The 13142-nt window shown below is 50.3% G+C and carries 9 protein-coding genes; 8 read left to right on the top strand and 1 reads right to left on the bottom strand.

Annotation, left to right across the window (positions count from 1 at the left end; genetic code table 11):
- Positions 1–63 precede the first annotated feature (63 nt).
- The 8 genes from ACR0QE_RS07170 (at position 64) to ACR0QE_RS07205 (ending at position 11198) form a co-directional block, all read left to right on the top strand.
- Entirely contained in the window at positions 64–651 is a 588-nt protein-coding gene (locus ACR0QE_RS07170; RefSeq protein ID WP_432627683.1) for a cell division protein ZapA, read from the top strand.
- A gap of 108 nt (positions 652–759) precedes the next feature.
- Positions 760–3303 (top strand): DUF3656 domain-containing U32 family peptidase, encoded by a 2544-nt coding sequence (locus tag ACR0QE_RS07175; RefSeq protein WP_432627684.1) that lies wholly within the window; start codon positions 760–762, stop codon positions 3301–3303.
- Positions 3304–3374: 71 nt separating this feature from the next.
- The gene (locus ACR0QE_RS07180) at positions 3375–4709 is read left to right on the top strand and encodes an FtsW/RodA/SpoVE family cell cycle protein (RefSeq protein ID WP_432627685.1); all 1335 of its coding nucleotides are present in this window, start codon (positions 3375–3377) and stop codon (positions 4707–4709) included.
- Positions 4706–6136, top strand: a complete 1431-nt coding sequence (locus ACR0QE_RS07185; RefSeq protein WP_432627686.1) for a peptidoglycan D,D-transpeptidase FtsI family protein — start codon at positions 4706–4708, stop codon at positions 6134–6136. Before ACR0QE_RS07180 ends, ACR0QE_RS07185 begins: the two co-directional genes overlap by 4 nt.
- 195 nt (positions 6137–6331) lie before the next feature.
- On the top strand, positions 6332–6784 hold the full coding sequence (locus tag ACR0QE_RS07190; protein ID WP_177978619.1) for an NUDIX hydrolase: 453 nt from the start codon (positions 6332–6334) through the stop codon (positions 6782–6784).
- A 299-nt stretch (positions 6785–7083) separates the two neighbouring features.
- Positions 7084–8940, top strand: coding sequence for an ABC-ATPase domain-containing protein (locus tag ACR0QE_RS07195; RefSeq protein ID WP_432627687.1), 1857 nt, complete (start codon positions 7084–7086; stop codon positions 8938–8940).
- 106 nt (positions 8941–9046) lie between these two features.
- Positions 9047–10549 carry a carboxypeptidase M32 gene (locus tag ACR0QE_RS07200; protein WP_432627688.1) on the top strand — a complete coding sequence of 501 codons (1503 nt, stop codon included), beginning with the start codon at positions 9047–9049 and terminating at the stop codon, positions 10547–10549.
- Positions 10550–10661: 112 nt separating this feature from the next.
- On the top strand, positions 10662–11198 hold the full coding sequence (locus ACR0QE_RS07205) for a CarD family transcriptional regulator (protein WP_432627689.1): 537 nt from the start codon (positions 10662–10664) through the stop codon (positions 11196–11198).
- Between the two features lie 190 nt (positions 11199–11388).
- Here the strand turns inward: ACR0QE_RS07205 and ACR0QE_RS07210 are convergent, their stop codons facing one another.
- Positions 11389–12759 carry an MATE family efflux transporter gene (locus ACR0QE_RS07210; protein WP_432627690.1) on the bottom strand — a complete coding sequence of 457 codons (1371 nt, stop codon included), beginning with the start codon at positions 12757–12759 and terminating at the stop codon, positions 11389–11391.
- Positions 12760–13142: the final 383 nt, after the last annotated feature.

Raw genomic sequence — 13142 nt, forward strand, 5'->3', positions numbered from 1 at the left:
TCAATAGATACAGACCATGAGAAGATACAGACCATGAGAGAAGAGAAATCAGGAGCGATCACAATGGAACGAAAAGTACAGAAAGAAAATAAAAATTATGCGGAAGTCTTGATCGATGGCGTTGTCTACACCCTCGGCGGAGTGGAGAATGAGGAGTATTTGAGAAAGGTTGCCGCATATTTGAATGAGAAGATCGGCAAGGTCAAACAGTTTGACGGTTTCCTCAGAATGAGCGAAGAGTATCAGATGCTGATGATTGAGCTGAATATCGCGGATGATTATTTCAAAGAGCAGGAGCGCGCAAATGAGCTTGCGGACCAGAAGAATGATCTGGAGAAGGATACGTACAGCCTCAAACATGAGCTGATCACGACTCAGATGAAGCTTGAGAGTGCACGCCGTGAGCTTGAGGATGAGCGCAGAAAACTGCGGGAGCTTAAAAAGAAACTTGCAGGTGCAGGCAAGGAGACTCTGACAGATGAGGAAGAAAACGATCTTGCCAAACCGGCAGAAGTGATGGAGACGACCGAGAAAACCGTGACAACAGAAAAAACTGTGACGACGGAGAAAACTGCGAAGGCGGAAGCTGCGGCATCGGCGGAAGTTCTCGAAAGCGATGCAGAGGCTGCAAAGAAGAATTCCGAAAAATAAAGGAAGGCAGCAAGGCTGCACGAGAGCGTTAGAACGTAAAATTGGATGGGAGGGGGTGTCTCAGAGCTGGGACATCCTTTCTTTTTGAGACGGAGGAATGTAAGAGAGATGAAACGACCACAAGTGGAAGTCCTGGCACCTGCCGGGTCGATGGAGAGCATGAAGGCCGCAGTGAGTGCCGGTGCAGATGCGATCTATATGGGCGGAAGCCGGTATGGAGCGCGCGCCTATGCGGATAATCCGGAGGAGGACCGGTTCCTTGAAGCGATCGACTATGTGCATCTGCACGGAAAAAAGATTTATATGACGGTCAATACGCTGATGAAGGAAGAGGAACTCGAAGATCTTGTTGACTATTTGAGACCTTATTATGAGAGGGGACTTGATGCAGTCATTGTTCAGGATCTCGGTGCAATCCGCACGATCCGCGAGGTCTTCCCGGATCTTCCTGTGCATGCGAGCACGCAGATGACGATCACGGGATACCGCAGTGCGGAGATTTTGCAGGAGATGGGAGCAGAGCGCGTCGTGCCGGCGCGTGAGCTGTCGCTGAAAGAGATTGCAGAGATTCATGAGAAATTAAACCTCGAGATCGAGTGTTTTGTACACGGGGCGCTGTGTTATTGCTATTCGGGTCAGTGCCTGCTCAGCAGCCTGATCGGCGGGCGGAGCGGAAACAGAGGACGCTGCGCACAGCCCTGCCGTCTTCCTTATGAGGTCGATGGAAATGGAAGCGGAAATGCGAGAAGAAATACGCGGGAGATGAGCGCATCTTCTGAGCGCAGAAACCGGGAGATCAAGCTGCCTTCCGGAAGCGGAAAATCTGGGAAATCTGGAACAGGAAAATCCGGCAGGAAAGGCGGTGCTTCGTCTTCATTTGGAAAGCCGGGAACTCGAAAGGGAAGCGCGGGAGGAAACTCATTTGGAAGCAGACAGGCAGGAGAAAAGCGCAGCGGCGAGAGACAGGCAGACGAGTCCTATGTACTCAGCTTAAAGGATCTGTGCACGCTCGACATTCTGCCGGAGATTTTAGAGGCCGGTGTCTATTCGCTCAAGATTGAGGGACGAATGAGGAGCCCGAGATATACCGCAGGTGTTGTCCGGATATACCGCAAGTATGTCGATCTCTATCTGAGCAAGGGAAGATCGGGATACCATGTCGACCCGGAGGACCGCAAACAGCTTCTCGATCTGTTTGACCGCGGAGGCCAGACAGACGGCTATTATCGTCACCACAACGGCCGTGAGATGGTCGTCCTCAAGGAAAAACCGGCATTTCGCGAGACGAACCAGACACTTTTTGACGAGATCGACCGCGAGTATGTAAACAAGGTGCTCCAGAGGCCGATCCGCGGAGTTGTGACTGTCCATGAGGGAGAAAACCTGCGTCTGATGCTTGAGACGGAGGATGGAAGCGCGCGCGTGCGCGTTGAGGGTGCTCTCGTGCAGAGTGCGCAGAATCAGCCGCTGACAGAGGAAAAGCTCTTAAAACAGATGAATAAGACGGGCGGTGCGTCCTTCTTCTTTGAGGCGCTTGAAGCCAACCTTGAGGGAGACTGCTTTGTGCCGGTCCAGGCGCTCAACGAACTGCGCCGTCAGGGCATGGAGGAGTTAAAAGAGGCGATCTTAAAACCGTGGCACAGAACTTTCAGGCAGGAGAACTCTTCGAACTCTTCTTGCGCCCGGAGCGGATCTGCGGAAGAGATCGAGACTCGGGCTGACGGTCAGGATTCTCTGTGTGTGACAACCGGATGGAGAAAAGAAAAAATCGAATACTCTGCGCGGGAAAAAGAGCTTGAAAAACACAGGGAAGATGGCAGTCCGCGAATCCATATCTCGCTTGAGGATCCGTCCGCATTTCACGATGTGCTAAAGGAGCCGGATGTCGATGCGGTTTACCTTGACGCGGTCGGGTTTGATGCGGAGAACTGGCTTGACTGTGTAGTCAGCTGTCATATGATGGGAAAATCCTGCTATCTGCTTCTTCCGCATATTTTCCGGACGGAGGCAGAGGCATATTTTCGCGCACATGGGGAAGAACTGAGAAAGGCGAGATTTGACGGAATGGTTCTGCGCTCCCTTGATGAGATCAAAATGCTTGAGGAACTCGGGATCACCGACATCGTGAGAGTTTCAGATCCAAACCTGTATGCGATGAATTCCGTTGCAGCCCGTGAGATGAAACATCTTGGAATGGATCGTCAGACTTTCCCGCTTGAGCTGAATTCCCGGGAATTAGAGTCGCTGTCGAAGAAGACGAAAGCGGACGGAATCGAGTGGGAACTTCAGGTTTACGGCTATCTTCCGGCGATGGTATCGGCGCAGTGTGTCGTGAGAACGACGAAGGGATGCACGCACAAACCGGAAATCCTGTTCATGACGGACAGAACCGGAAAGAGGATTCCGATGAAGAATCACTGCCGCTTCTGCTATAACACGATTTACAATCCGAGTCCGCTGTCGCTGCTTGGCATGGAAAAGACGGTGGAGCGGATCGATCCGGAGGTGATCCGCCTTGCGTTTACGATTGAGAAACCGGCACAGATCCGAGAGATCATTCGGGCATTTGCCGATCACTTCCGTTACGGCCAGGAAGGCGGGGCACCGTTTGCTGATTTTACCCGCGGTCATATGAAACGCGGTGTGGAGTAGAGTGGAGTGAAGAAGTAGGTTGCTGTTTGCAAAGCGCGTGGACAGCAACGAAATTAGAGGAATAAAGTGATATGACAAATGTGATTATTGAAGTGTCAAAATACGTGCTGATTTTCCTGATGGCGGTCTATACCTACCTGAATTTCAGCTATTTCCGTTTTCACGATGTCTGGGAACAGAATCAGACGTGTGCACGCCAGAATGTGATGATGTTTTTTATTCACCTGATTGCGTATGCGATTCTTTTCCTCAAGTCGGAGGATGAGAGGATCATTCTGTTTTATCTGGCACAGCTGATTTTCTTTGCCGCTTATATTGGGCTGTACCGGCTGTTTTACCGAAATATGTCCCGGATTCTCGTCAACAACATGTGTATGCTGCTCTGTGTGGGATTTATCATGCTGACGCGCCTCTCGTTTGACAAGGCGATCCGCCAGTTTCTGATTGTGGCGGTGTCGGCGCTGATCACCTGGATCATTCCGTTTATCATGGACCGCGTCTGGCAGCTGGCAAAAATTCCGTGGATTTACGGATTTCTTGGCCTGGGACTTCTCGTGGTTGTCTGGATTATCGGAAATAACAGCTTCGGTGCCCAGCTCTCGGTATCTATAGGAGGAATCGCGTTCCAGCCGTCCGAGTTTGTCAAGATCAGTTTTGTCTTTTTTGTCGCGACGATGTTCTATCAGGATATCGACAGACGGACTGTGATTCTGACGACTGCGATGGCGGGGGCGCACGTGCTTGTCCTTGTGCTCTCAAAGGACCTCGGAAGTGCGCTGATCTTTTTTGTGACTTATCTGGCGATGCTCTTTGTCGCGACGACGAATGTGCTCTACCTTCTTGGCGGTCTTCTCGGCGGCTGCGGGGCTTCGGTGCTCGCCTATCATCTGTTTGCCCATGTGCGGACGAGAGTGGAGGCGTGGCGCAATCCGTGGGCGGATATTGATAACCGGGGCTATCAGATCACCCAGTCCCTGTTTGCGATTGGAACCGGCGGATGGTTTGGAATGGGACTCTATCAGGGAATGCCGTACAAGATTCCGGTTGTCGAAAAAGATTTTATCTTTGCGGCGATCTCGGAGGAGCTTGGAGGAATCTTTGCAATGTGCGTGATCCTGATCTGTGTCGGTTGTTTCCTTCAGTTTGTGATGATTGCGGCGAAGATGCAGGCACTTTTTTATAAGCTGATTGCATTTGGACTTGCGGTTGTCTATGCGGTTCAGGTCTTTCTGACGATCGGCGGCGTGACAAAATTCATTCCATCGACCGGTGTGACACTTCCGTTTGTCAGTTACGGAGGAAGTTCGGTGCTCAGCACTTTTCTTCTGTTTGGAGTGATTCAGGGACTGTACATTCTGAAAAAGAATGATGAAGATGAGGAAGAAGAGGAGGATGAGGAAGAGTGAGAAAGAAACAGACACCGCGCTTGGATTCCAACAAGGGCATTCTGGGAATTACCTACGTGTTTGCGGGGCTTTTTCTCTGTCTGCTCGTATATTTCGGATACTTTCTTCAGGTTCGCAGCCAGACCGTCATCAACAATTCTTACAATGCCCGTCTCGACAGTTTTGCAGACCGGATTGTGCGCGGTGAGATCTTGAGCAGGGACGGACAGGTCCTCGCCAAGACGACGGTTGCGGACGATGGCGGTGAGAAACGCTCGTACCCGTTTGACTCCCTTTTTGCGCATGTGGTCGGGTACTCCGATCACGGAAAGACGGGGCTGGAATCTCTGGCAAATTTTTACCTCCTGAGTTCTCACGTGAATCTCGTGGAGCGAACAGCAAATGAGCTTGCGGGAGATAAAAATATCGGTGACAATGTTGTGACGACTCTCGACGTGGGTCTTCAGAAGACGGCGTCGGAGGCGCTCGGTGACCGCCGTGGTGCGGTTGTCGTCATGGAGCCGTCGACGGGCAAAATCCTTGCGATGGTTTCCAAGCCGGGCTTTAATCCGAACACGCTTGCCGAGGACTGGAACAGTCTGATCTCGGGGGATAACACGAAGGCGCAGCTCTTAAACCGTGCCACTCAGGGTCTCTATCCGCCGGGATCGACGTTTAAGATCATCACGATGCTTGCCTATATCCGTCAGAATCCTGACACCTGGCAGGACTTCACATTTGACTGCAACGGATCTTTCCAGGTCGGAGATTACAAGATTTCCTGTTATCACGGGGAGTCCCACGGCCATCAGGACATCCGTCAGGCGTTTGCGAATTCATGCAACGGCGCGTTTGCGAGCATGGGACTTGGATTTGATCTTAGCAGCGTGAGGACGATGGCGGACAGCCTGCTCTTCAATTCGGATCTGCCGCTCTCGATTGCATACAGCAAGAGTTCGTTTGTTCTCGCTGAGGACGCGGGAGAGTGGGACAGACTCCAGACTGCGATCGGTCAGGGCGGAACCCAGATGACGCCGCTTCACAATGCGATGATCACGGCGGCGATCGCCAATGGCGGAATCCTGATGAAGCCGTATCTGATCGATCATGTGGAGAGCGCTGCGGGTGAGACGGTGCAGAAATTTCTCCCGTCTGCCGCTGCGACCTTGATGAACCCGGCTGAGGCGGATACGCTCTCAGCGCTGATGCGCGGAGTTGTCACAGCGGGAACCGGATCGGCAGTGCGGACGGATGCCTATGCGGCAGCGGGAAAGACGGGTTCTGCGGAATTTGAGACGGGAAAAGAGACACATGCGTGGTTTACGGGATTTGCTCCGGTGGATAACCCTCAGATTGTGGTCACAGTGCTTGTCGAGGAGAGTGGATCCGGCGGAAAAGTTGCCGCTCCGATTGCGAGAAAGATCTTTGACGAATGGTTTTCGCGCTGATGTCCGTTGCTGTTTGAGCAATGTGTGAACAGTGACAAGGTTCACAACGGGAACTGAACTTCATCTTGCAACTTCTGTAAATAAGAGTTATACTAAAACCAATCGTAACGATTTTGCATCTTTGAATCGTTAGAAACAGTCTAAATGGACACACCAAGGCAGTGCAGGATGCACAGCCAGGCAGGAGGAATTGCAATGATAGAAGCAACGAGCTGTGGAGGTGTGGTTATATTTCGCGGCAAGATTCTGGTTCTCTACAAGAATTACAAGAATAAGTATGAGGGCTGGGTTTTACCTAAGGGCACTGTAGAAGCAGGAGAGGAATATAAGGAGACGGCACTTCGGGAAGTAAAGGAAGAAACCGGCGTCAGTGCTTCCATCATCAAGTATATCGGAAAGAGTTCCTACTCATTCAACACACCGCAGGATATGGTGGAGAAGGATGTGCACTGGTATCTGATGATGGCGGACAGCTATTACAGCAAACCACAACGCGAAGAGCATTTTGTGGATTCCGGGTATTACAAGTTTTATGAGGCATATCATCTGCTGAAGTTTTCTAATGAGAAGCAGATTTTGGAGAAAGCCTACAACGAATATCTGGATCTGAAAAAGGCCAACCTCTGGGGAAGTAAGAAATACTTCTGATACGACTGTGCAGGAGCAGAAGCGGCACTCCGGATATCCGGGGTGCTGTTTTTGTATCAGCACTTGGAGGAGAGGTTACGCTTATCATTTTTATGGCTGACATGGCTCCGACGACGAGTAAAGTCCTGCGAACACGCTCTCGCTCCGGGTTCGACGTAGCGGTGCGTAAGACTGCAAAATACGCAGTCTAAACACCGACGTCTCACACGGGTTTGCAGTGACTTTCTCGTCTTACGTCGCCTGTGCAAATAATAAAACAAGTGAAAATCCTTATGGAAATTATGAGAGGTGTTTAAGATATGCAATTATCAGGAAATTTGTCAAATAAGTCATGGAATAAGAGTGCGGGAAAATCGTCAAATGAGCTGCGCACGATGCTGCGGGCGATTGATCACAAGAGTTATCCGGCATATAAGTCGCTTGCGGGCGCATACTCGTTTGAAACGTATGAGCTTGTCATCGATCATGTGCAGGGGGATCCGTTTGCATCTCCGTCGAGTGTCCATGTGGAAGTGGAACTTGGAAAGGCGGGTTTTCCGGCTGAATATCTAGCAAAGCCGTTTATGAGAGTCGCACTTGAGGATTTTCTGATCCGCCAGTTTGCCGGTCAGATCGAGTCTTACAATTTTAAGACGAGGGGATCAGGAAAGAGTGGACTGATCTCGATCAGCCGCTGCGGCCAGGAGGTGCTTGAGCGGAGTGCGTGTGAGATCGGGGATAGAAAACTGACTGCCCGTTTTCATGTCGGTTTTCCGGCATTTGGCAGGACAATCGATGCGGGCGGTCTCGAGAAAATTCTGTTTGATTTTCTGCCAAAGTGCGTGGAGCGCAGTTTTTTCTACCGGAATCTGAATAAAAAACAGGTGGAAGAGACAGTCTTTTTAGCAGAGGATCAACACCGGATGAGAGAGATTTTGAGGGAAGAACATCTGACCGCGTTTGTCGCAGATGGTTCGATTCTTCCGAGAAAGAGCGGAATCTCAGACCTTCCGATGAAGGAGAGTGTGCCGTTTGAGTCGCCAAAGACGATGCGCCGGACCTTTGCTCTGCCTCACCGTGGGGAGATTTCCGGAATGGCAGTGCCGGAGGGAATCACGCTGATTGTCGGAGGTGGTTATCACGGAAAGTCGACGCTGCTTTCGGCACTTCAGATGGGTGTTTACAATCACATTGCAGGTGATGGACGTGAGTTTGTGATCACAGATGACACGGCGGTGAAACTGCGCGCGGAGGAGGGAAGATTTATCCGGAATCTTGATATTTCGATGTTCATCAATGATCTTCCGAATGGAAAGGACACAAAGGCATTTGCGACGCAGGACGCGAGCGGAAGCACCTCACAGGCGGCAGCGGTCGTCGAAGGACTTGAGGCGGGAAGCAGGCTTTTCCTGATTGATGAGGACACCTCAGCGACGAATTTTATGGTGCGCGATGAATTTATGCAGGAAGTCATCAGCCGCGAGAAAGAGCCGATCACACCATTTCTTGAACGCGCCCGTGATCTGTATGAGAAGGCGGGAGTCTCAACGATCCTTGTTGCGGGAAGTTCCGGCGCCTTCTTTTATATCGCAGATCAGGTGATCCAGATGGATGCCTACCGCCCGGTGGATATCACGGAGCGGGTAAAAGAACTCTGCAAGGCGCACAAAGCGCCGAGAACACAGGCACCGGGATTTGGGATCCCGGCATTTGATCAGGCATTTAAGGCGGGAAAATCATCAGGTGCGACAAAGTCTGCTTCAACGGGGCGTGCCTATGCCGAAAAGTATGGAAGAGGCGGAAGAGGACGAAATGCAGGCTGTGCAGAGAATGGGGAAGAGAACGGGGAGCAAAAATCTGAGCAGAGAGCAGGGCGGGGGAGCAAGATTCGCTCTTCAGGCACGGATTCGTTCTCGATCGACCGGGAGAGCGTGGAGATGCGTTTTGTCGAACAGCTGGCAGATCCGGAGCAGAATACGGCACTCGCAAGCCTGTTGAGATATGCACTTGAGCAGGTGATTGATGGACGGCGCAGTCTGCGGCAGGTTGTGGAGATTCTCTCGGAGACTCTTGAGAAAAGAGGCTGGAGTGCATTTTCAGGCTCCTATGTGCCGTGTGGACTGGCAAAGCCGAGAACACAGGAGATTTTTGCGGCGATGAGCCGTTTCCGTGGATAAAAAATAATTAAGAGGATTTGGAAAGCAAGGTATTAGAAAAAAGTCGTTATCATTTGTGAAATAGCAATACAATAACTAGAAAACAGAACGGTGGTGTAAAATCATTATGAGAAAAGAACTGGAAAAGAGATTGGAGCGCGCGATGGCTTACCAGACGGCGCTGACACTTTTTGAGTGGGATAATGAGACGCTGGCTCCGGAGGAGGCGGGACCTTACACGGCTCGCGTGCAGGGAATTTTGTCGGAAGCCTATCAGGAGGTTATGACAGATCCTCAGATGAGGGAACTTCTTGAGGAAGCAGAGCAGGAAAATGTTCCGGGCGAGGAGAATACGGAGGTCGATCGCGCCGTGATTCGCGAGGCGAAGGAAGAACTCGACCGGCTTGCATGCATTCCGCCGAGAGAGTACCGTGCTTATCAGGAGCTTGTCGCAGATTCCGCGCGGATCTGGGCGAAGGCGCGAAAGGAGAATGACTTCGAGAGTTTTGCACCGACACTCGAAAAGATTGTGTTCTGGCAGAAGAAGTTTGCAGGTTATCAGGCGAAAGAGGGACAGAAGCTCTACGATGTGATGCTTGATACCTACGAGAAGGGCTTTGATATGGCGCATCTCGATCCGTTCTTTGAGCTTCTCAGAGAGGAGATTGTTCCGCTTCTGCACCAGGTGATGAGTGCGGATTCCGTTTCGATCGATGACTCGTTTTTGAGCGGGGAGTATGAGGAAGACAAGCAGAGAGAACTCGGAGAATTTCTTGCAAAATATGTGGGATTTGATTTCAAGAAGGGTGTGCTTGCGACGAGCGCGCATCCGTTCACGACAAATCTGCACAACCACGATGTGAGAATCACGACGCACTATAAGGATCGCGTCGACAGTTCGCTGTTTTCTGTGATCCATGAGTCCGGTCATGCGGTTTACGAGATGGGAATTGCAGATGAATTGACGCAGACACTTGTCGGGCAGGGTGCTTCGATGGGGATGCATGAGTCCCAGTCGCGTTTCTTTGAAAATCTGATCGGGCGCAGTGAGTCATTCTGGGTACCGCTCTACGGCAAACTCAAAGAACTCTTCCCGGAGGAACTGCGCGGAGTCGGGCGTGAGATGTTTGTCCGGGCAATCAACAAGGTACAGCCGGGACTGATCCGCACGGAGGCAGATGAGCTGACGTACAGCCTTCACGTGCTTGTGCGCTATGAGCTTGAGAAAAAGCTGATTGAGGGCGATTTCGATGTGCGGGAACTGCCGAAACTCTGGGGTGATCTCTATGAAAAATATCTTGGAATCCGCCCGGCAAATGATGCCGAGGGTGTGCTTCAGGATATCCACTGGGCACAGGGATCATTTGGATATTTCCCGTCATATGCGCTTGGAAGTGCGTTTGGAGCACAGATGTATGCCTACATGCGCACGCAGATGGATGTCGACGGACTGCTTGAGACCGGAAAACTTGAGGTGATCCGCGAGTATTTGAGAGAGCATGTTCATCGCTTCGGCAAGATGAAGACGAGCGCCGAGATCATCCGCGATATGACAGGCGAGGACTTCAATCCGCACTATTATGTGAATTATCTGAAAGACAAGTACCGGAAATTATACCGGCTGAATTAAGTCCAAATTTGGTGAGAATGCGCAGACAGAGCCCCTTCATTTTTATGAAAAATCGCTTTTGAAGGAAAGAAAAAGAAGGATTATAATAAAAGTGATAGAATGGAGGGGTTTTATGCGTGAATATCAGACAGGAGAATTTGTTGTCAAACCGATCACCGGAGTGTGCAGAGTCGAGGAGATTTTGCATCTGGAAATGAGCGGAGCGGACAGTAAGAAATTATATTATCGCTTAGTTCCATTGGATAATCTTCAGGAGAAGATTTATGTCCCGGTTTCAGCTTCGGAGACGAGCCTGCGCCCGTGCATGACGGCAGAGGAAGCACAGAAATTTATTGAGCGGATTCCGGAGATTGAGGCGATGTGGATCGACAATGAGAAGACCCGGGAACAGAAGTATAAAGAGGCAGTCAAGCAGAATGATCCGGAAGCGTTGATTTCGATTATCAAGATGATCTACTGGCGCAAGAAACTCAGAATGGAGCAGGGGAAAAAAGCGACGCAGACGGATGAGAAATACTTCCAGATGGCAGAAAAACTGTTGTATCTGGAGCTTGGAACAGCTCTCGGGAAATCAAGAGAGGAAGTTTATGAACTGATTGTGGAGTTCATGGAGAAAAATCGTGACAATTCGGGTAATCTGGAGCAATAGCTGTAACGATACAGAAACAGGAAAAAAGAACCGACGGAAAAATAAATAAAAGATCAAATAAGGTTTTACGGAGCAGGGAACGAACTTCAAACGGTTGTGTTGGGGCTGAAGTTTGTTCCCTGTTTTTTATAAGTTGTAAATTTGTGGGGAAAAGCCCGCGGACTTTCCTATGAGATGGAAACCACATTTTTTATTTATGTATGGGATTGTTTGAGCAGGTCTTTATCGTTGTTTTCAACAGACGGCGGGAGGTGGTAAAGCTGTAGGCAAAGGCGCAGACTTCTGCGACCCAGAATGCGTACCAGGCATGCGAGAGACCAACGGTTCTGATCAAGAAGGAGAGACAGGGAATCAGAAGAACAAACTGGCGGATTCCCGCACTGACCATGTTGACGATTCCGTTTCCGAGTCCGGAAGCAAAGTATCCGCAAAGAATCGTGATTGAGGCAAAGACGAAGGAGACGGAAATAATTCTGAGTGCAGGGACGCCGAGTGCCAACATTTGTGCATTTGCGGAAAAGAGGGTCAGCAGTTGACCCGGAAAGAGCCAGAAAAGTGCGGTTCCACACAGGGCAATTCCGGCACCGGTTGGGAGTAGAACTCGCCACGTCTCGCGGATGCGGGAGATATTTTTTGCACCGTAGTTGTAGCCGACAATTGGGATTCCGGCTTGTCCGAGACCGTTGATTGGCATCATCAGGAAATTCTGGAGCTTGTAGTAAATTCCGAAGAAAGCGACTGCGGTGGTCGAAATCTCAAGAAGGAAATGGTTGATGGTGAATGTCATCAGGCTTCCGATCGCCTGCATGACAATCGTGGGGAGTCCGACGCGGTAGATGTCGCGGACATCCTGCCAGTTGAATCGATAACCGCGGAAGCGAACGTGAATCAGCGGATTTTTGAAACGATTGAAGAGAAGCGCAGAGATCGCCCCTGCGATCTGTCCGATGACAGTTGCAATGGCTGCGCCCCGGATTCCCATTGCAGGACAGCCAAACAATCCAAAGATCATGATCGGGTCAAGAATGATGTTCAGGATCGCGCCGATGATCAGGGAGAGCATCGAAAGTATGGTATCTCCGACTGCCTGGAGCAGACGCTGACCGTAAGTTTGAAGAAAAATGCCCTCACAGTAGACGAGGTTGATCGAGAGGTACTGTCTGCAAAGTTCTCGAAGTTCGGGATCAGTTGTCATATTTTTGGCGATTGCATCTGAGAAGAAGACGCCGACAAGTGAGAAGAAGAGAGAGGTTGCAATCATCAGAAAAAGACCAGTCGTTGCAGTCTGACAGGCTTCGTCAATCTTGCGTTGTCCAATCTTTTTGGAGAGCAGAGCATTCAAGCCGACCGCGGTTCCGACACCGATCGCAATCATCAGAAACTGAATTGCATAGACGAGGGAGGTCGCAGTCAGCGCAGTCTCAGAGAGTCTTGCGATAAAGATGCTGTCGACGATGTTGTAGAGAGACTGAACGAGAAGCGAGAGCATCAGAGGGACTGCCATCGTGTATAGCAGGGGGCGGATTGGCATGTCTGCCAGTTTGTTTTTCGTGTTGTTCATGACAAAAACTCCTTTCGTTTGTAGCAAGAAGGAAGCCGAGAATAAAAAGGATGCAAGTTCCTATGAGATAAAAAAAGCGTGAAATCGGTGAGGATAAGCAAATCCTCCTGATTTCACGCTCTGTAAAAGCCGGCTTTTCTTGATGATTCTGTTTGAATTCCATTTTTCGTAAGCCTATTATAAACGAGGAGAAGAGAAAAAAGCAAGCAAATTTTTTGTTGACTTTTTGAAAAACAGGAAATATAATGAGCGGGTAAACGAGTAGCAGAAACTGCGTAAATCCAGTTTTTGACTGCTCGTTTTTTGTATGATAGGAAATTGCGTCCTATCATACAAAAAATGCTCCGCAAGGATGCGCACTCGGCGCAGGGGAAGATGGTTGC

Source organism: Brotaphodocola sp., assembly GCF_050873065.1.
Taxonomy (GTDB): Bacteria; Bacillota; Clostridia; order Lachnospirales; family Lachnospiraceae; genus Brotaphodocola.